We start from the raw sequence: 19,805 nt of genomic DNA, 5'->3' as shown, positions 1-19,805 counted from the left end.
TCGGGCGATTGCCCGGGTGATGACATGAGAAGGCATCAGCCAAGGATCACCGGATACAAACAGGAGTGCCGCCTTGTATAGGCGGCACTTATACGCGACGCAGCGAATGACATCAACGCTCAGCCCGGCGGATCAGGCCATGAAGTCGCAACGGATCCTGACCAGCGTCGCATCGGATCCTGATCGAGGCGTCGCTGGTCCTGATTGACGCGCGGCTGATATCAGTCGGTATCGCGCTCGGCAACCCGCGCATGCCAGGCGGCAATGCTCTCTTCGGGATACTCGACATGATGAGCATCACGCGCTTCGTGCGCGACTTCCACCCAGTTGGCCTTGCTGTCGAGCATGATGTGGACATGTTCCGGCGGCACGGGCAGCGGGGTGTCGATCGCCCCCGCCTGAGGATGGATCAGCTCCGGCCAGCGGGCATCGTAGAGCCACAGCGCACTGCCGCAGCGCTTGCAGAAGTGACGTTCCGCCGGACTTTCGACCCCGTCGGTCACCGCGTGATAGATGGAGAGATTGTCCCGGCCTTCCACCTGCAGGGTGTCGGCATCGCCCGCCAGGTTGATCGCGTAGCCACCGCTGCCCGCCGTCTTGCGACAGATCGAGCAATAACAGCGCTGATACGGATAGGGGTGCGGCGATTCGAGCTGGAATGTGACGGCCTTGCAATGGCAGGAACCTTCAAGCTGCATGAGGAATCTCCCTTGTGATGCATGAATGAGGACGCTGGCGCTGACTGGCCATGCATCGCCCGAAGGGCAATGTTACTCCATCCGGGCGCAAGGCGGCGGGCCGCCATTCATCACTTGCCACGATCAATCCATCACTAGCCACGATCCATCCATCTCTTGCCACGAGCCGGCAATTGCTATCCGTGCCGCGCGTGAGTCTCACTGCGGCAGGGCGTAGACATAGGCCTCGAGTTCACGATTGTCATCGAGAATGACGGTGGTGACGGTACGCTGATAGATGGGGCCCTCGAAGTCATCGAGGGCATCCCAATGCTCGGGCAATTGCGCCGAGGAGAACACGTGGCCGCGTATCACCTGGCCCGTGTTGTCGACGACCAGCCCAGGGAAGTTGTGCTCATCGCCGTGATCGGTGTTTTCCAGTCGGCCGCGTAGATAGGCCGAGCTCCATTCGCCATCGATATTGGCGATGACATGTTCGTTGAGGCCGCCGGGGCCCAGTGGACCGTAGATGAAGAGATGTTCCATGCGTCTGCCTGTCGGGTTGGGGAAGGGGGATGATCCGCGAGGGAAAGACGGCCGTATCGGCACCGCCTTCATTGACACTGACGTTAGCCAATGATGATGAAGGTTGAGTGGCGAGGTTCAACCCCTGGTTGACGTGGAGCACTCAACGCAACGCCCACAAACCAGATTGCCCTCACTGGGCGGGCCAGTGAGGGCAATGGTCAAGCGGGGGAGCGGAGCAGGTCAGGCGCGTTTCACGCCCCCGCCTTCACACGCTCAGACGCGGCTGTCGAAACCGCCGGCCGGCTCTTCGCCGATCACGTCCGGATCGAAGGGCTTGCGCGCGAAGACGCGACGCAGTGCCGGTTCGAAGTGCTCCAGCGGCGGGGTCGGGTAGTCGGGATCGAAGGCGGCCTGATCATAACGCTCGCAGAAATCCACGCACTTCTGATACCAGGGGTGGTCCTTGTAGATCTCGCGCTCGTTGCGGTCCTCGCCGTAGAAGTGACCGTAGTAGAACTTCTGGAACAGGCCATGGTGATGGATGATCCAGGTCACTTCGGCACGCACGTACGGGCGAATGATGGCGGCGGCCAGCTGCGAGTGATTGTAGGGCGCCAGCTCATCGCCGAGATCATGCAGCAGGGTGGCGACGACCAGGTCGTCATCGGCACCATCGGCCTCGGCGCGCGCCGCTGACTGAAGGGAATGCTCCAGACGGCTGACCTTGTAGCCACTCAGGCCATCATCGAGCTTGCGCAGGGCAAGCTTGAGACGCTCCACCAGCCCTTCATTGAACTGGTCTTCAAGACGCTCGAGCAACGCATAGTCTTCTGCGGTGCCGTCCTTCATCTGGGTGAATGAAACCTGATCCATTACGCCATTTCCTCACGGTTTTCTTGTTGTGCCTGCTGCTGACGCTGACGCATCAGGGTCGTGGCGAAGCGCTCACGCGGGCCATCGCTATCCATGTAGCAGCCCTGCAGGTGGCGGTGCCCCTCATTGGTGTCGAACGCCGTACGGCCATGCAGCACGCGGGTGTTGTCGAACATCATCAGCTCTCCGGATTCGAGTTGGAAGCGAATCTCGTTGGCCGGGTCCTGGAACAGCTGCCCCAGACGCTGGCGGGCCTGATGGTAGCGGCGAGTGTTTTCCAGCGACATGTGCGGCAGGTGATCGAGGCGCGGGCTGTAGTTGACGCCGATGGGCTCACCATCGGAATTCTCGCGAATCACGCAGCGACGCGTGGTCAGCTCGGTACCGGCGTCCAGGAAGCGGAAGCCGACCGGCGTGGTGCGCAGCAGTTCATAGCCTTCCGGCATCTCGGCCTTGAGCTGCTTGAGCGCATTGAGGCTGTCGACCAGCGTGGACAGGCCGCCGGTGGTCTCGTTGACCAGGCAATGCAGCATCTGGATGCCCGGCACCGGATCACGATACGGGTTGTCGGTGTGCGGCCCGAGCGCCACGCTGCGGTAGGCCAGGTCATTGCCCGTCGGGCGCGAGTACACCTCGAAGTAGCTGCCGAAGTTGGTGTCCTTCACATAGCCGAAGTGACCGGCCACTTCCAGAATGCGCTCCGGGTCGGTCGGCACGTTCTGCACGATGATGTAGCCAAAGCGCAGATAGGCCTTCAATGCCTTCTGGAAGTCCTCATTGTTGCCCATCTTCTCCCAGTCGACGCGCTGCGCCTGCTGATCGATGCTCGCATCCCAGCTCTCGGGCTTGGGGAACGGCGTGATGCCCTGCAGTTCATGCGCCAGCATGGTGAGGTCATACACCTCGCAATGCCCGTCACTGAAGGTGAATTCCACGTGCGTCTCATCGACCGGGCGCGCCGCGGTCAGCTCGAGGTTGACGTCGATGGCATGCGAATCGAACAGACGCTGGGTGGTCACCTCATCGAGCTGCTCCGGGTCCTGGGTGCGCTCGCGCAGCCACAGCGGGCTGACCGGCTCCAGGCCTTCGGCGGTGATCAGATTCAGTGACAGCGGCGACTCGCTCAGGGTCAGCGGCAGCGCGTCGGACAGGGCATTGGTCAGGGACATGCAGGCATCTCTCCATTAGCACGGTTGTATATCGTGGCCATTATGGGAGCGAGGCATGGGACCTAAGTAGGGGGTGAGTGTTATCGGTGGGTATGCATTTTTCTTATGGGGTTGGTGGTGAGGGAGGTTCGCGCCCGCTACCCGACCGCCATTCCGCTGGGAATGGGGCCCGCCCATATATGCTAAATAGATGATTTATAAATTGTTTTGTCTTTTTTGTTACCATCGTCGCGGACAAGGCGGATAGCGGTGACGAATTGGCCCCAAACCTGCAGAGCGAATCGGTGATACCTGTCGTCAGTGAGTCAGTCGTGCTCTCGGGCTCGCGTGGCGCAAGGAGGATCACTGTTCTTGATAACTGGCATTTTGCATGCTCATCCAAGTCGATAAATAACTGCTATCTCGCTTTGCTAAGCTAAGCAGGTTTCCGCTTCGGCATCTCAGCGACTTCGCTTGATGATATACCTGCCCTGACACCTGTGACGCCGGCTCAAGCCTGCCGTGCCGAACAGGACACAATAAAAGCAAGGAGATCCCGCTTGGAACTGATCCAGTATGCTCTGGACAATCTGGAGCTCTTGACCACACGCACGCTTGAGCACATCTCGCTGGTCGGGGTGGCGGTGGGAATCGCCACCCTGACGGGCGTGCCCATCGGTATCGCGATCACCAAGAACGAGCGAGCCGCCAAGACCGTGCTGTATATCGCCTCGATCATCGTGACAATCCCCTCCATCGCGCTGTTCGGCATCATGATTCCGATCCTGTCGTTGATCGGGCAGGGCATCGGCTATCTGCCGGCCGTGATCGCCGTACTGCTGTATTCGCAGCTGCCGATCATCCGCAACACCTATACCGCGATCAACAATGTCGACCCGGCGCTGCGCGAAGCCGCCAGAGGGGTGGGCATGAGCCAGAATCAGCGTCTGTGGATGGTGGAGATTCCGTTGGCCGTGCCGATCATCATGGCCGGTGTGCGCACCGCCGTGGTGCTGAATATCGGGGTGATGGCGATTGCGGCCTATATCGGTGCCGGGGGGCTTGGCACCTTCATCAGTCGAGGGATTTCCCAGTCTGATCCTCGGCAATTGATTGTCGGGGCGGTGGCGGTCAGCGTGCTGGCCATCCTCGTCGACTATGCATTGTTGGCGCTGCAGAAGCGCCTGACGCCCAAAGGCATGGACCGCACCACAGCGGCCGCCGCCTGAGGCGTCATTCGCGCGCCATTCTGCCAACACGACAAGGAACGCTTCATGATCGAACTCGACAACCTGACAAAAGTCTTCGATACCCCGAAGGGCGCCGTGACGGCCGCTGACAATATCAGCATGAAGGTCCCGAGCGGTGAGATCTGCATCCTGCTCGGCCCCTCCGGCTGCGGCAAGACCACCAGCCTCAAGATGATCAACCGCATCATTCGCCCGACCTCGGGGCGAGTGCTGATCAACGGGGAAGACACCACCAATCTCGATACCCAGGAGCTGCGCCGCAACATCGGCTACGTGATCCAGCAGATCGGTCTGTTCCCGAACATGACCATCGAGGAGAACATCACGGTGGTGCCCCGGCTGCTGGGCTGGGACAAGACGCGCTATCGCGAACGTGCCCGTGAGCTGATGCGCATGATCGCCCTCGAGCCCGATGCCTTCCTCAAGCGCTACCCAAGTGAATTGTCCGGTGGCCAGCAGCAGCGCATCGGCGTTGCGCGTGCCCTGGCGGCGGACCCGCCCGTGATGCTGATGGATGAACCCTTCGGGGCCATCGATCCCATCAATCGCGCGGTGATCCAGGATGAGTTCCTCAAGATGCAGCAGGACCTCAAGAAGACCATCATGTTCGTCAGCCACGATATCGATGAGGCGATCAAGATGGGCGATCGCATCGCCATCTTCCGCGGCGGCAAGCTGGTGCAGTATTCACCGCCCGATGAGTTGCTGGCCGCGCCGAAGAACGAGTTCGTCGAATCCTTCCTGGGCGAGGACCGTGCTCTGAAGCGCCTCAACCTGGTCAAGGTGCGCGACCTGGCCAGTGAAGACATCGGCATGGTCACGCCGGATGACACCCTGACCACGGCGCTCGAGCGCATCGAGGCCTACGGCTACCAGAACAGCATCGTGATGGTGAACGACAAGCGTCAGCCGGTCGGCATCATCAGTGCCGCCATCGCTCGCACCTCCAAGGGCCATTGCCGTGATCACTTCCAGAGCGTGCCCGTCGTGGTCAGCCTGGAGGATGACCTGCGCAAGGTGGCCTCGCTGATGTTCGCCAATGACATGACCTGGATGCCGTGCGTCGATGACGAGGGGCGTATCGTCGGCCAGATCACCCAGCGCGCCATCACCCATCATCTGGGTTCGCGCTATCGGGCGCATGCGGGTGGCGGGGCTTCGGGCCAGCAGAGTGAGATGTCCGCGACCGCGCTGCACAAGGAGTAAGCCCATGCCGACACTGAAATTCACGGGCTTGCTGCGGCTGGTGGCCGTGGTCGCGATCTTCATGGCCGGGGTCTGGAGCCAGTCGAGCGGCGTGATCGAAGAGTTCCTGTTCTATATCCCCGACATCCAGTTTCTGACGGTACAGCACCTCTGGTTGACGGCGCTGTCCGGCGGGCTGGCGATCCTGGTCGCGGTCCCGCTGGGCATCATCCTGTCGCGACCGAGCATGACGCGCTATGCCGAATCCGCCATGCAGGTGCTCAACGTGGGCACCACCATCCCGACGCTGGCGGTGCTGGCCCTGTCGATGAGCTTTCTGGGCATCGGCACCGTGCCGGCGGTCTTTGGGCTGTTCGTCGCGACCCTGCTGCCCATCACCCGCAATACCTACACGGGGCTCAAGGGAGTATCACCGGCCCTGAAGGAAGCGGCGGCCGGAATCGGCATGTCGCCCCTCCAGCGTCTGGTGCGGGTCGAGTTGCCCAATGCGCTGTATGTGATGTTCGCCGGGATTCGCACCGCCCTGGCGATCAATGTCGGCACGGTACCGCTGGCCTTCCTGATCGGCGCCGGTGGACTGGGGGAGCTGATCTTTACCGGGATCGACCTCTATGACCCCATCATGATGCTGTCCGGTGCCATCCCCACGGCGCTGCTGGCGATCGGGGTGGATGTGCTGGTGGCCTTCGTGGCCTTCCTCGTGGTGCCGCGAGGCGTCAACCCGGCACGGGCATGAATGAAGACCCACGCGCCGACCCGATCGGCGCGTGGTGACAGACTGCACGACCTGAACAACAACAACCGGCTGGACCGAAATTTCACAGGATAGGAGAACACCATGAAGACCTTGACGACTCTGCTGACCGGCGCGGCACTGGCCGCTTCACTTTCCACGGCGCAGGCTGAAGAGATTGTGGTGGGTGGCAAGAACTTCACCGAACAACAGATCCTCGCCAGCATGACGGGGCAGTACCTGGAAGGCCTGGGCTATGAGGTGAAAGAGCGCTCCGGCATGGGCTCCGCCGTTCTGCGTCAGGCGCAGGAAAACGGCCAGATCGATCTCTATTGGGAGTACACCGGCACCTCACTGATCAACTACAACGATGTCAGTGAGCGCCTGAGCCCGGAAGACACCTATGCTCGCGTCAAGGAGCTGGACGCCGAGAAGGGCCTGGTGTGGCTGGAGCCGTCTGCGGCCAACAATACCTACGCACTGGCGATGCGTGAGGCGGATGCCCAGGAGCGCGGTATCGCCTCACTGTCCGACCTCTCGCAGGCGGTCAATGACGACAAGGGGCTGTCCTTCGCGCTGAACGCCGAATTCTACGCGCGTGATGATGGCTGGCGTCCGCTGCAGAAAGCCTATGACTTCCGTGTCGGGCGCGCCGACGTCAAGCGCATGGATTCCGGCCTGGTCTACCAGGCCCTGCGTGATGGTCAGGTCGATGTCGGCCTGGTATTCGCCACCGATGGCCGCATCCCGGCGTTTGATTTCACGGTGCTCGAGGACGACAAGGGCTACTTCCCGGCCTACGCCCTGACACCGGTGGTGCGTGAGGAGTCGCTCAAGGCCAACCCGGAACTCGAGTCGCAGATGAATGCGCTGTCCGCCGAGCTCAATGACGACACCATGGCGAGCCTGAACGCCCAGGTCGATGTCGAGAAGAAGACCATCGAGCAGGTCGCCGAGGACTTCCTGAAGGAACACGGCCTCAAGTGACCTTCAGGTACGCCTGATCCTCTGATAGCGAGGCTCAGGGGCCATGCCAGCACGACAAGGCCGCCTGCGGGCGGTCTTGTCGTCTCTGGCGGCCGCGTCTGCCTCGCTCGCACTTGCTGCCATCCCGTTGGTCATTTCGTGTCTGCCAAATTGGAGAAGTCCCATGTCTGCTCCGGATTGTCTGCCTCAAGCCACGTCTACCTCTCATGCTTTGCCCACCTCTCATGCACCTGCCGAGGATGGCCTGGCGCCTGCGCCGCTGTCCCTGATCCATGAATATGACGAGACCCGTCTCAGCGCAGAGCAGCTGCACCAGGCCAAGCGCTGCCTGCTGGATCTGCTGGGCGTCGCGGCAGGTGCGACGCGGACTCCCCTGGCCGCCAAGGCGGCTCGCTATGTCACGCGTCAGCACGGTGGCGACTTGCCGCTGTTGTTTGCCAGCGGCACGGCCTCTTCCAGTGGTGTCGCCCTGCAGGGTGGCTGGTTGATCGATGCACTGGACGCCCACGACGGCCAGGTGCTGACCAAGGGGCATGCGGGGGTAGCCTTGTTGCCCGGCCTGCTGGCGCTCCCGGAAACCCGGCAGCTCAGCGGGCAGGCGTTTCTGGCGCTGCTGGCCTATGGCTATGAGATCGCCACGCGCGCGGGCATCGCCTTGCATGCCCAGAGCCCCGATTACCATACGTCGGGGGCCTGGAATGCGCTGGGCGTGGCCGCAGTGACTGCGCGTCTGCGCGGCTTTGATCGTGAGACGTTGCACCACGCGCTGGGCATCGCCGAGTTCTACGGGCCGCGTAGCCAGATGATGCGCTGCATCGATCATCCCACCATGCTCAAGGATGGCTCCGGCTGGGGCGCGATGACCGGCATCTCGGCGGCGTTGCTGGCGGAAGATGGCTTCACCGGAGCGCCGGCATTGACGGTCACGGCGCCGGAGGTCGCTGCGCTGTGGCAGGACCTCGGCCAGCGTCACTATCTGTTCGAGCAGTATTTCAAGGCTTATCCGGTGTGTCGCTGGGCGCAGCCGGCAGTGGAGGCGGTGCTGTCATTGGCAGACGCCGTGGCTGAGCCTGACGACATCATGCGTATCGAGATCATCACCTTCCATGAGGGCAAGCGGCTGCATGTCATGCACCCTGACACCACGGAGCAGGCGCAATACAGCCTGCCGTGGTCGGTCGCCTGTGCTCTGGGGCGGGGCAGCGTGGATGTGGCAGGTGTCTGCGACGCCCTTGACGATGAGGACCTCAAGGCGCTGGCGAGCAAGGTGGTCATCGAGGAGGATGCCACATTCAATGCCCGTTTCCCTGCCGAGCGCTGGGCCCGTGCGCGAATCGTGCTGAAAAGTGGCGAGGTGCTGGAAAGCGCAGACCATGAGGCATTGGGCAATCCGGACAAGCCGCTGACGGATGCTCAGGTGCTGGCCAAGTATCAGGCTCTGGCGGAGCCGGTGCTGGGAGACCGCGCGGCCAGGTTGAGTGATGTCGTGATGGATCTGGAGTCACGGCCGGTCTCCGAGCTGCTGGCGCTTCTGGGCGCACCGGCTTGAATCTGGCGGCCGCGGCTGACATTCTGCGCGGCGCTTGATTCTCATTGGCCTGCTTGACCCTGACCCAGGCTTCTGCTCTTCGTTGCCTTCTCTTTTCATTACCGAGACTTGCCCATGCACCATCAAGATCACCTGCGCGTTGGCGCGGCCCAGATCAACGCCACCCTTGGCGATATTGAGGCCAACCTGGAACGTCATCTCGACATCATCCATCAGGCGCGGGATGTCGATCTGGACCTGCTGGTCTTCCCGGAGCTGTCGCTGACGGGCTATGGCATGGGCAGTCGGGTCATTGATCTGGCCTTTCCGCCGCATGACCCGCGTTTGCTGATGCTCGCGCGTGCCGCGGGCGACATGCAGCTGGTGGTGGGCTTTGTCGAGGAGGCCAGTCCGGGGGAGTACTACAACGCCCTGGCGATCCTGCAGCACGGCGCGCTGCAGGCCGTGCATCGCAAGCTGAACCTGCCGACCTATGGCGGGCTGGAGGAGGGCAAGCTGTTCACCCACGGCAGTGACCTGACCCAGAACGATGTGCGTGAAGGCTGGTCGGCCACCTCACTGATCTGCGCGGACCTGTGGAATCCGGGCCTGGTGCACGCCGCCATGCTCGCGCGCCCCACCGTGCTGTGTGCGCCGATCAATTCGGCCTCGGGCATCGTCAGCGATGATTTCTCCAACGAGCAGAACTGGGCGATCAACCTCCAGTTCTACGCCATGACCTACGGCACGACGGTCATCATGGCCAATCGCTTCGGCCCGGAAGGCGGCAGTCATTTCTGGGGCGGGTCGCGAATTCTTGGCCCGCGCGGGGAAACACTGGCCCAGGCGGAAGACCGCGAGATGCTGATACATGCCGAGCTGTCGCGCACAGCGATCGCCAAGGCCCGTTTCGAGCTGCCGACGCACCGCGACGCCGACACGCCGCTGGTCCGTGACCTGATGCTGGGCTATCGCTGAGCGATTGATGTTGAGCAATTAAGCCTGTCGAACAACAAGACGCCCGCGCCAGAATTCTGGCGCGGGCGTCTTGTTTATGTCGCGGATGTCTTGTTTGCGGTCTTGTTTACGTTGCCGGCAATGCGGCTCAGGACGGGAAGCTGAACTGAGCGGCTTCCTGGGCACTGCGCTCAGGCCAGCGCTGTGACACGCTCTTGCGTCGGGTATAGAAACGCACGGCGTCGGGGCCATAGGCGTGCAGATCACCGAACAGCGAGTCCTTCCAGCCGCCGAAGCTGTGGAAGGCTACCGGTACCGGCAAGGGCACGTTGATGCCGACCATGCCGACCTCGATCTGGTCGGCGAAGCGGCGTCCGGCCTCGCCATCGCGGGTGAAGAGGCAGGTGCCGTTGCCGTACTGGTGGTCATTGATCAGCGCGATGGCGTCTTCGAAGCTTGCCACGCGCACCACGCAGAGTACCGGGCCGAAGATCTCGTCACGATAGATGCTCATGTCCGGCGTGACGCGATCGAACAGCGTGGCGCCCATGAAGAAGCCGGGCGAGCTCTCGACCAGCGGGTGAGTGCGGCCATCCACGATCAACTGGGCGCCAGCGCTGGCGCCTGCCTCGATATAGCCGGCGACCTTGTCGCGCTGCGAGGCATTGATCAGGGCGCCCATGTCGTGCCCGGGTTCAGTGCCCGGGCCGATGCTCATGGCGCGGGCCTGAGGCGCGAGACGTTCGATCAGGGCATCCGCGGTCTCATCCCCCACACAGACGGCCACCGAGATGGCCATGCAGCGCTCGCCTGCGCTGCCGAAGGCGGCCCCGATCAAGGTGCTGGCGGCATTGTCGAGATCGGCGTCCGGCAATACCACGGCGTGATTCTTGGCGCCTCCCAGCGCCTGGATCCGCTTGCCCTGACGCGTGCCGCCTTCGTAGAGGCTCCGCGCCACGGGAGTCGAGCCGACGAAGCTCATCGCCTTGACCTCCGGGGCCGCGATCAGCGCCTCGACGGCTTCGCGATCACCATGCACCACGCTGAAGAGCCCTGCGGGCAGTCCGGCTTCTTGCAGCAGGTGGGCCATCTTGTTGGCCGCCGACGGACTCTGCTCCGACGGCTTGAGGATGAAGGCATTGCCGCAGGCCAGCGCCATGGGGAACATCCAGAGCGGCACCATAGCCGGGAAGTTGAACGGCGTGACACCGGCCACGATGCCCAGCGGTTGATGGTTGGACCAGGTGTCGATGCTCGGCCCGGCATTGTGGGAATACTCGCCCTTGAGCAGCTCCGGCACGCCGCAGGCATATTCGACGTTCTCGATGCCGCGCTTGAGTTCGCCCATGGCATCGTCGAGCACCTTGCCGTGCTCTTCACTGATCAGGGCGCAGATTTCCTGAGCATCCCGTTCCAGCAATGTCTTGAAGCGATACATGACCTGAGCGCGCTTGGCGGGCGGCATGGCGCGCCAGGCGGGCAGGGCATCCTTGGCAGCGGCTATCGCGCGTTGCACGATGGCGGCATCGGCCAGTGGCAGACGGCGCACGGCTTGCGCGGTGGCCGGATTGAGCACATCCAGGGTGCGTTCGCCAGTCACGGCGTCACCGCCAATCAGGTGAGTCAGGGTATCCATCGGTCAGTTTTCAGCCTTGTGTTCAGTCGCAGAGAATGTGGCAGAGAAAGTCGCTGTCTTGTGCTGAGGTTGCTGTGAGCCTGGAATGACCAGTACTCAGAATTGACGCCCAAGCAGTGCCTCATCGAAGGGATAGCGCGAGATCTTCTCGATGCCGGTCTCGGTGATCAGCACCTCTTCCTCCAGCTTGACGCCATCGGCCGCACCGACTTCGCCGATATAGCTTTCCACCGAGACGACCATGCCGGGTTCCAGCACGCCATCCTTGGAGAAGCGATCAAAGTCCATGTGGTGCGCGACCAGTGGTGTCTCGCCATGCATGCCGACGCCGTGGATGATCGAGGGGTAACGGCGGTCGAGGAAGCGCTCGGGAATCTTCCAGGCGCTCTCGGCGATCTCGCGATAGCTGATGCCGGGCTTGAGGATCGACATGTTGTGGTGCACCTGTTCGTGCGCCATCTGGTACAGGCTCTGCTGATAGGCGGTCGGTCGGCCCGGCCCGACATGGAAGGTGCGTGAGAAGTCGGAGTAGTAGCCGTGGCAGCCGATGGTGTCGGTATCCAGCGCGACCAGCTCGCCGGGGCGAATCACGCGGTCGCTGGCCTCGTTGAACCACGGATTGGTGCGCGGTCCGGACGACAGCAGGCGGGTCTCGATGAACTCACCGCCCTGGCGGATGACATCGCCGTACATGATGGCGAACAGCTCATTCTCGGTGACGCCGGGCTTGATGGCGGCTTCCACGGCGGCAACCGCGGCTTCGCTTCCGGCCATCGACTGGGCCAGACAGGCAATTTCCTCAGGCGTCTTGAGGCGACGGCAGTGCAGGGTGTCCTGCATGCAGTCGAAGACTTCCAGCCCCTGCGCTTCCAGCGAGCGCGCCAGATTCAGGGTGCAGCGGTCCAGCCCGACCTTGCGATTGCCGCCACCATGTTCCTCGACCAGCTGGGCAATCTCGATGCCGAACGGGTCGCTCGAGAGGTTGTCGCGCTGGTTGACGGCGGACCACACCACCTTGGACGTGCGCGCCTCATCGATGGTTTCAAGCCAGGTCGAGACGTGGGCGCTGCCGGGGTATTCGAACAGGATCACCGGCCCCTCGAGAGGCACGTAGATGTAGCGGGTGGAGTTGCGCAGGAAGTAGCCGAACATGTTGCGCGAGCCGGTGGCATAGCGCTGGTTGTTGGGATCAAACAGCACTACGGCGGCGTAGCCCTGCTCTGCCATCATGGCGCGCAGGCGAGCCAGACGACCGCCGCGCAGCTGCACCGGGTCAAAGGCCGTGGGAATGCTGTCGCCATTGGCCATTGGCGCGGACGGCACGATCGGGAAGCTTGCGGGTTCACTGTCGGTCAGGCGTTCAAAGTCGACGATGCTCATGGTTGGTCTCGGCTCACGGTCTGGTGAAAAGGTCAGGAAAGGCGCTGGAAAAAAGGACTGGCACAGGCGCTGGTACAAGCGCTGGTACAAGAACTGGTAGAGGACAGGACGCGCCGGGCTCGGGCATGTCAGTCCGCCAGGTTGTCGCTGCGCTGCATGCCTTCCTTGAGCAGGCGCTCGTGGATAGGTGCCATGCGGCCGAAGATTCGCTGGGCACGCTCAGGGCGACCGATGAAGCCGGGCTCCTTGGCGTACGCGAAGATCACGGTATGGCGTTCTCGCTCACCGCGAACCGGGGTGACGCGATGCAGGGAGTAGCGACCAAAGAAGATCTGCAGGTCGCCCGGCTTCAGATCGATGGCGGTCAGGCGCGAGCGGTCTCCGTCGAGCACCTTCTCGACGCCCTCGAAGTTCTCGCCCTCGGGACTGCGGATACCGGCGGCGTATTCGAAGCGGCCACCCGCATCGGACTTGCGGGTCATCATGGTGACGATGAATTCGTTGGTGTCGTAGTGCCAGGGATGCTGGCAGCCATCGCGCAGCACGTTGACGACCAGATCCGCGAGCGGGTCGGCATATTGGTGAATGTCGTCCATGCCGACGACGCTGGCGATGAAGTGCTGGAAATCGGGATGCGAGTAGACCTGGCGAATCAGGGTGTCCGAGCCGATGCGATCCCCCGCCACGAAACCGTTGGTGCGATCATCGAAGCGATTGCGCGGATGTGATGCGGGCAGTGAGTCATCACCGTCGCTGTTGTAGGGGTTGGTGACGGTCTGGTTGTAGTGCGCCAGCGGTGAAAGACGCTCCGTTTCCTGCTCCAGTCGTGCCAGCGCCTCCTGCGGCACGAAGCCCTCCAGCACGACGCAGCCATCCTGCGCGAGCTGTTCACGACATTGGCGCATCAGTTCGCGACCCCGCGCTTCTGTCAGTCGATGGATGGGATAGTGTTCAAGATCTATCAGCCCATCGAGAGAGGTATCACTGTCCTGCTGCTGGATTGTGTTCATGCCCGGCCTCCTGTTCCCTGATCGCTAAATAACGTAGGAATAGGTTAGAGGGCGTGTTTTGATAATAGAAATGAATGGTCAAGATCAAATGCATTGCGAGGGCTCATAGATCATGGATACCGACCTGCTTCGTGCCTTTGTCACGGTGGCCGAATGTGAAGGGTTCAGCGCCGCCGGCAAGGTGCTGCATCGCACCCAGTCTGCCGTCAGTCTGCAGATCAAGCGGCTGGAGGATCAGATGGGCGGGGCGCTGCTGTCCCGCACCAGCCGTCGGGTAGAACTCACGGCGTCGGGAGGGCGGTTGCTGCCCTATGCGCGGCACATTCTCAAGCTGCAGGATGAGGCGCGGCAGGTGCTCGGGGTCGATCGCAAGAATGAGCTCATCCGGCTGGGCACGTCGGAAGAACAGGCCAGTACTTACCTGCCCGAATTGCTGTCGCGCTTCGCCGCGGATCACCCCGAAGTGCGCCTGGAGGTGACCTGCAAGATCAGCGCCTCGCTGGTGCATGATTTTCAGGAAGGCTTGCTGGACGCCGTGCTGGTGGTGCGTCACGGGCCGACCCAGACCGGGCGGCTGTTGGGGCGCGAGCGCATGGTGTGGGTGGTCGCCGAGGACCAGTCGCTTGCAGACTGGGAGGTACTGCCGCTCGCGCTCAATCCGGAAGGCTGCATCTTCCGCGCGCATGCCTTCGCCGCCTTGGGGCGGGATGACCGACAGTGGGATGTGCGTTACTCGAGCCAGTCACCGACGGGTATCAATCTGCCGGTGAAGGCCGGACTGGCACTGACCGTCAAGACACCGCGCAGTGTCCCCTCCGGCTGTCGAATCGTCGCCGATGACGAAGGCTTGCCGCCGCTTGGCCATGTGGAAATCGAGCTTCATCGCTCGCCGGGCCATGTCAGCGATGCGCTGAGTGACTTCTGCGATCACCTGGAAGCCATCGTCACCGGCAAGGGCAAGCTTGAGGAAGTCGGGGCGCTGGAGGCAAGCGCCGAGGTTGGCACCGAGGTCAGACCTGAGGCTGGCACCGATTCAGGTGTCGTCACAACGCGTGAGGCAGCGACCGCTGGTTAAGCAGTACTACCAGTGTTGCGAGCAGGTTGAGATGGTGAGCCTGGCGGAATAGCGATTCATGGATTTGACCCGCAGACATATCAGCCAATGGGCGGTGTAGCGCCCAGCGGGGCTTGCGGCGAGTATTGCCTACGCGCCCCCAGAATGCCCGCGCGCTGGATGATCTCGGGCACGAAGGCTTCCTGACGGTGCGCCATGATATGCACGCCGCTGACGCCCTCGATCTCACGCAGCTGCTGGATCATCTCGATGCAGATATCACGGCCCTCCGCCTTCTGATCCCGGGCTCCCTCCAAGCGTTTGAGCACGTCATCCGGGATATGTACGCCGGGAACATGGCGGCGCATCCACTCGGCGGTGCGTGCCGAGGCCAGCGGGCCGACGCCGGGCAGGATGAAGCATTTCTCCAGCAGGCCCAGATCACGGGCGCGATGCATGAAGTCCTGAAAGCGCGGCAGGTCGAAGCAGTACTGTGTCTGGATGAACTGGGCGCCGGCGGCAATCTTCTTGGCCAGACGGTGAGGGCGAAACGCGAAGGGCGGGGCGAAGGGATTGGCGGCTGCGCCCAGAAATACCTGGGGCGCTGAGGTCAATGTTCGCCCGCTGGCAAAGGCGTGCTTGTCACGTAGCCCGGCGACGATTTCCAGCAGCGACAGGGAGTCGAGATCGAACACCGGCTTGGCCTCGGGGTGATCCCCGACCTGCACGCCATCCCCGGTCAGACACAGCAGGTTGCGGATGCCCAGCGCCGCAGCCCCCAGCACATCGCCCTGAATGGCGATGCGGTTTCTGTCACGACACGAGATCTGCATCACCGTCTCATGGCCTTCGCGGGCCAGCAGGGCACACATCGCTACGCTCGACATATGGCAGTTGGCACCCGAGCCATCGGTGGCGTTCATGGCATCCACATGGCCGGCAAACAGCTGCGCGCGCGCATGCACCTCCTGTGGATCGGCCGAGTCGGGCGGCGCCAGCTCGGCGGTAACGGCAAACTGACCGCTGCGAAGTACTCGCTCCAGGCGACCGACGTTGCCGTCGCGTTCGGCAGGTGGCAGTTGGGGGCTGTCGGGGATAGTGAGTCTGGAGGTCATTTCAGGCTCTCTCGGCGCTCAGCGGCTTGCCGGGCCACGCGCAACCAGGATGAGGTGCCCTGCAGGCGATGGTCCACCGGCAACTGCACGATCTGGATCGCGTCGCTGTCCTTCATCCGCTGGCTGCCTTCCCAGGCTTCCACCCAGACGCAGCGCGTGTCCGGCTCGACTTCACAGTTGCCATTCTGCATGACACCGCCGCAGGGGCCGTTGCGCAGGTGCTTGGGGCAGTTCATTGAGCAGGACATGCCGGTCGAACTCAGAATGCACTGGCCACACATCTGACAGTCAAACAGCAAGCCCTTGCAGGCTTGCTCCAGCCTGGCGACGGGCTTCTCGGCGCGTGCGTAACCGACGGACTTCCACAGCGGCTGCAGTTTGATGATCACCGGCTCGACGGCCTGATAGGTGAGCTCCAGCAGTCGTGCGTGACGTGCGGCCCACAGACGAATCGAATACACGCATGCCTCCTGTCAAAACCTGGCGGGGGTAACGCCCTGGGCGTTCTGGAGCGCTATCTTCGCACGGCCGCCACCCGGGCCGACATCCCGTGGGCGACAGCATCACTATCGAAAGGCGCAGGATAAGCGGGGAAAGGCATCGTTGCTTGGACCGAGGCCAAGAATCCTCCGAAACCAAGAAAGCCCCTGAAACCAAGAAAGACGCCGGAGCATTCACTGCTCCGGCGTCTTTTTTTTGCCTACGTCATGTCTTCTTTCACTGCTGTCAGGGCGTAAGGCCCGCGGCCTGCATGAAGCGGCGCAGTGCCAGAGAGACGAGGCCCAGCGCGCTTACGCTGCCTCCCCAGATCACCACCAGCCAGCCGATCTTGCTGAGCCAGCTGGCCGGGCGCGCGGGCGTCCCGGATGGCTCGTCGTCGAGTCTGGTTGTGGGGGCATGCAGTGGCGCTGAATGTGTCTCGCGAGTCGGGGATGTCATGTCAGCACCTCTCAATGGTAGCCATCGGTATGACGGACCTTGCCCTTGAACACGAAGTAGCTCCACGCCGTATACACCAGGATGATCGGCAGAATGAAGAGCGTGCCGACGAGGGCAAAGCCCTGGCTTTGGGGCGGAGAGGCCGCTTCCCAGATCGTCACATGACCGGGAATGATGTCAGGCCACATGCTGATGCCGAAACCGCTGTAGCCCAGGAAGATCAAGGCCAGCACCAGCAGGAAGGGCTGGGCATGATATTCAAGGGCGACGGCGCGGATCAGCGCATAACCGGCCAGCACTACCAGCACTGGCACCGGTAGGAACCAGAACAGCTGCGGCAGCGTGAACCAGCGCTCGGCGATGGCGGGGTGCGCCAGCGGAGTCCACAGACTGACGGCCGCGATCATGATCAATACCCACAGCGTCAGCGGGCGCGTCAGGGCAAACATGCGCGCCTGGAGAATGCCTTCGGTCTTCATGATCAGCCAGGTGCTGCCGAGCAATGCATAGGTGAACAGCAGCGCCACACCGCAGAACAGCGGGAAGGGTGACAACCAGTCCAGCGAACCGCCGCTGAAGTGAACCCCATCGAAGGCGATGCCCTGGATGTAGCCTCCCAGTGCGACGCCTTGACTGAAGGTGGCCAGCACCGAGCCGCCCACGAAGGCCTTGTCCCACCAGTGGCGGCTCGCGTCCGAGGCCTTGAAGCGAAATTCGAAGGCGACACCGCGGAAGATGAGGCCGATCAACATGGCGACAAGAGGAATGCTCAGGGCTTCCAGCAAGACGGCGTAGGCCAGCGGAAAGGCTGCAAAAAGCCCCGCGCCGCCCAGCACCAGCCATGTCTCGTTGCCATCCCACACGGGCGCCACGGTATTCATCATCACATCGCGGTCCACCTTTTCCTCCACCCACGGGAAGAGGATGCCGATGCCCAGATCAAAGCCGTCCATGATTACGTACATCATCAGGCCGAACAGGATGATGCCCGCCCAGATGACAGAAAGGTCGATACCCATAGCGTTCATCGCTCCGGTCAGTGAGTGGTGCCGTCGAGAGATTCCTCGATGGCCGACAGTGGGCGGGAAGGTGTACGTGGCTTGCCGGGGCCGCCGCTGGGGGCGTGGCTGTCATCACCCGCAGGCCCTTTCTTGATCAGCTTGAAGATGTAGTTGATCCCCGTGCCGAAGACGATGAAGTAGACCGTGACAAAGGCCGCCAGGCTGATGCTGAGGTGAACGGCGCTGTGGGCAGAGACGGCATCTTCCGTTCTCATCAAGCCGTAGATCACCCACGGCTGGCGGCCGACTTCGGTGGTGAACCAACCCGCGAGTATCGCGATCAGACCGGCCGGCCCCATGGCGACGGCCAGCCTCAGCCAGCGCCGCGAGGTGAAGAGCCTGCCCTTGCGAGCCAGATAGACACCGGAGAGGCCGAGCAGAATCATCGCAAGACCCAGGCCGACCATCAGGCGGAAGCTCCAGAACACGACGGTCGAATTGGGGCGGTCCGCGGCGGGGAAGTCCTTGAGCGCCGGTACCTGCTTGTCGATGTCATGCATCAACAGCAGGCTGCCGAGAGCTGGAATCTCGAGTGCGAAGCGCGTCTCTTCGCGCTGCATGTCGGGCACACCGAACAGGATCAACGGCGCCGGTTCCCCATGGCTGTTGTCCCAATGCCCTTCGATGGCCGCGATCTTGGCCGGTTGGTGCTTGAGCGTATTCAGGCCATGCATGTCGCCGACGAAGGCCTGCAGCGGGGCGGTCACCATCAACATCAGCACCGCCATGACCAGCATCTTGCGCACTTCCGGGGTGTCGCGTTTCTTGAGCAGCAACCAGGCGGCGGAGGCAGCGACGAACAGCGAGGTGCTCAGGAAGGAGGCCAGTGCCATGTGGGCCAGGCGATAGGGGAAGGAGGGGTTGAAGACGATCGCGAACCAGTCGACCGGCACGACGATGCCATCGATGACCTCATGCCCCTGTGGGGTCTGCATCCAGCTGTTGGACGACAGGATCCAGAACATCGAGACCAGGGTGCCGAGCGCCACCATGCAGGTCGAGAAGAAGTGCAGGCCGCGGCCGACGCGATTCCAGCCAAACAGCATCACGCCGAGGAAGCCGGCTTCGAGGAAGAAGGCGGTCAGCACTTCATAGGTCAGCAGTGGTCCGGTCACGCTGCCGGCAAAGGCCGAGAAACCAGCCCTGACACCACGCCCATCGCGAAGTTGACCGCGAATATCTTCGACCAGAAATGATAGAGGTTGCGGTAGACCTGTGTGCCTGTCTTCAACCACATGCCTTCCAGCACCGCCAGATAGCTGGCGAGGCCAATGGTGATGGCCGGGAAGATGATGTGAAACGAGATGGTGAAGGCGAACTGTATCCTGGCCAGGTCGATGGCCTCGGTGCCGAACATGGCAATGTCTCCTGAGTAGGCGGCAAGGGGGACGGCCCTGCCTGAATCTTCGCCGCTACTCTAGGGAGCCACCGGAAGCCATAACAGGCTCAGTTGTGCGAGAAAAAACCATATCAGTTGCAAGCTGAATCTTGGTAAGTCGTTAACTGCCCGTGAGCCAGTCAACCGGCCAGCCAGGTGGTATGGAGAGCAGCCAGCAAGGCGAGCCGGGCAGGAGGGCGCACTCTGATTCACGTCAGCACCATGACGGGATCAGCTGCTTGTCGTATCGCCCTTGGCGGCAGGCCCCGCCATGGCGGGCTCTGGCGCATCCTTAAGGGGTACGCGTGCGTCATCAGGGCGTGCAATCAAGGTACGCAACAAGGT

18 protein-coding genes and 1 pseudogene are annotated in these 19,805 nt (G+C 62.5%); 7 read left to right on the top strand and 12 right to left on the bottom strand.

Annotation, left to right across the window (positions count from 1 at the left end):
* Nucleotides 1-221 precede the first annotated feature (221 nt).
* The 4 genes from HA399_RS11145 to HA399_RS11130 form a co-directional block, all read right to left on the bottom strand.
* The gene (locus HA399_RS11145; RefSeq protein WP_404325015.1) at nt 222-698 is read right to left on the bottom strand and encodes a GFA family protein; all 477 of its coding nucleotides are present in this window, start codon (nt 696-698) and stop codon (nt 222-224) included.
* A 198-nt stretch (nt 699-896) separates the two neighbouring features.
* Nucleotides 897-1,223, bottom strand: coding sequence for a gamma-glutamylcyclotransferase family protein (locus HA399_RS11140; RefSeq protein ID WP_054556216.1), 327 nt, complete (start codon nt 1,221-1,223; stop codon nt 897-899).
* Nucleotides 1,224-1,478: 255 nt separating this feature from the next.
* Complete coding sequence (locus HA399_RS11135; protein WP_054556215.1) at nt 1,479-2,078, bottom strand: HD domain-containing protein; 600 nt, start codon at nt 2,076-2,078, stop codon at nt 1,479-1,481.
* The gene (locus HA399_RS11130) at nt 2,078-3,247 is read right to left on the bottom strand and encodes a TauD/TfdA family dioxygenase (protein ID WP_054556214.1); all 1,170 of its coding nucleotides are present in this window, start codon (nt 3,245-3,247) and stop codon (nt 2,078-2,080) included. The genes HA399_RS11135 and HA399_RS11130 overlap by 1 nt, the downstream gene beginning before the upstream one ends.
* A gap of 539 nt (nt 3,248-3,786) precedes the next feature.
* Here HA399_RS11130 and HA399_RS11125 point away from each other — a divergent pair.
* The 6 genes from HA399_RS11125 (at nt 3,787) to HA399_RS11100 (ending at nt 9,908) form a co-directional block, all read left to right on the top strand.
* Complete coding sequence (locus HA399_RS11125) at nt 3,787-4,455, top strand: ABC transporter permease (protein ID WP_176677398.1); 669 nt, start codon at nt 3,787-3,789, stop codon at nt 4,453-4,455.
* A 45-nt stretch (nt 4,456-4,500) separates the two neighbouring features.
* Nucleotides 4,501-5,682 carry an ABC transporter ATP-binding protein gene (locus HA399_RS11120; RefSeq protein ID WP_404325014.1) on the top strand — a complete coding sequence of 394 codons (1,182 nt, stop codon included), beginning with the start codon at nt 4,501-4,503 and terminating at the stop codon, nt 5,680-5,682.
* Nucleotides 5,683-5,686: 4 nt separating this feature from the next.
* A complete protein-coding gene (locus tag HA399_RS11115) occupies nt 5,687-6,418 on the top strand; it encodes an ABC transporter permease (RefSeq protein WP_216060389.1) in 732 nt (243 codons plus the stop codon).
* Nucleotides 6,419-6,520: 102 nt separating this feature from the next.
* Nucleotides 6,521-7,402, top strand: coding sequence for a glycine betaine ABC transporter substrate-binding protein (locus tag HA399_RS11110; protein WP_404325013.1), 882 nt, complete (start codon nt 6,521-6,523; stop codon nt 7,400-7,402).
* Nucleotides 7,403-7,565: 163 nt separating this feature from the next.
* Nucleotides 7,566-8,951 (top strand): MmgE/PrpD family protein, encoded by a 1,386-nt coding sequence (locus HA399_RS11105; RefSeq protein ID WP_404325012.1) that lies wholly within the window; start codon nt 7,566-7,568, stop codon nt 8,949-8,951.
* Between the two features lie 114 nt (nt 8,952-9,065).
* Nucleotides 9,066-9,908 (top strand): nitrilase-related carbon-nitrogen hydrolase, encoded by an 843-nt coding sequence (locus HA399_RS11100; protein WP_404325011.1) that lies wholly within the window; start codon nt 9,066-9,068, stop codon nt 9,906-9,908.
* A gap of 127 nt (nt 9,909-10,035) precedes the next feature.
* On the opposite strand, the gene HA399_RS11095 is transcribed toward HA399_RS11100, so the two are convergent.
* The 3 genes from HA399_RS11095 to HA399_RS11085 all read right to left on the bottom strand — a co-directional run bounded on the left by HA399_RS11095 (nt 10,036) and on the right by HA399_RS11085 (nt 13,913).
* Complete coding sequence (locus tag HA399_RS11095) at nt 10,036-11,523, bottom strand: CoA-acylating methylmalonate-semialdehyde dehydrogenase (RefSeq protein WP_404325010.1); 1,488 nt, start codon at nt 11,521-11,523, stop codon at nt 10,036-10,038.
* 96 nt (nt 11,524-11,619) lie between these two features.
* Nucleotides 11,620-12,903: a Xaa-Pro peptidase family protein gene (locus HA399_RS11090; protein WP_166018350.1), complete on the bottom strand. Its 1,284-nt coding sequence runs from the start codon at nt 12,901-12,903 to the stop codon at nt 11,620-11,622.
* A 128-nt stretch (nt 12,904-13,031) separates the two neighbouring features.
* Entirely contained in the window at nt 13,032-13,913 is an 882-nt protein-coding gene (locus HA399_RS11085; RefSeq protein WP_404325009.1) for a hypothetical protein, read from the bottom strand.
* A gap of 112 nt (nt 13,914-14,025) precedes the next feature.
* Between HA399_RS11085 and HA399_RS11080 the strand changes: the two genes are divergently transcribed.
* Nucleotides 14,026-14,988 (top strand): LysR family transcriptional regulator, encoded by a 963-nt coding sequence (locus HA399_RS11080; RefSeq protein WP_404325008.1) that lies wholly within the window; start codon nt 14,026-14,028, stop codon nt 14,986-14,988.
* A gap of 80 nt (nt 14,989-15,068) precedes the next feature.
* On the opposite strand, the gene HA399_RS11075 is transcribed toward HA399_RS11080, so the two are convergent.
* The 5 genes and pseudogenes from HA399_RS11075 to HA399_RS11055 all read right to left on the bottom strand — a co-directional run bounded on the left by HA399_RS11075 (nt 15,069) and on the right by HA399_RS11055 (nt 19,439).
* Entirely contained in the window at nt 15,069-16,082 is a 1,014-nt protein-coding gene (locus tag HA399_RS11075) for a methylenetetrahydrofolate reductase (protein WP_404325007.1), read from the bottom strand.
* Entirely contained in the window at nt 16,079-16,543 is a 465-nt protein-coding gene (locus HA399_RS11070; RefSeq protein WP_024952503.1) for a methylenetetrahydrofolate reductase C-terminal domain-containing protein, read from the bottom strand. Before HA399_RS11070 ends, HA399_RS11075 begins: the two co-directional genes overlap by 4 nt.
* Before the next feature lie 265 nt (nt 16,544-16,808).
* Nucleotides 16,809-17,021: a DUF2474 domain-containing protein gene (locus HA399_RS11065; protein ID WP_404325006.1), complete on the bottom strand. Its 213-nt coding sequence runs from the start codon at nt 17,019-17,021 to the stop codon at nt 16,809-16,811.
* Nucleotides 17,022-17,032: 11 nt separating this feature from the next.
* Complete coding sequence (gene cydB / locus HA399_RS11060; RefSeq protein WP_136938923.1) at nt 17,033-18,040, bottom strand: cytochrome d ubiquinol oxidase subunit II; 1,008 nt, start codon at nt 18,038-18,040, stop codon at nt 17,033-17,035.
* A 17-nt stretch (nt 18,041-18,057) separates the two neighbouring features.
* A pseudogene (locus HA399_RS11055) lies at nt 18,058-19,439 on the bottom strand (cytochrome ubiquinol oxidase subunit I).
* Between the last annotated feature and the right edge of the window lie 366 nt (nt 19,440-19,805).

Origin of the sequence: Cobetia sp. UIB-001 (genome assembly GCF_044789135.1) — a bacterium.
Lineage (GTDB): Bacteria > Pseudomonadota > Gammaproteobacteria > Pseudomonadales > Halomonadaceae > Cobetia > Cobetia amphilecti.
The sequence above is the reverse complement of the archived record's forward strand: the minus strand, read 5'-3'. Positions and strand labels throughout refer to the sequence as shown.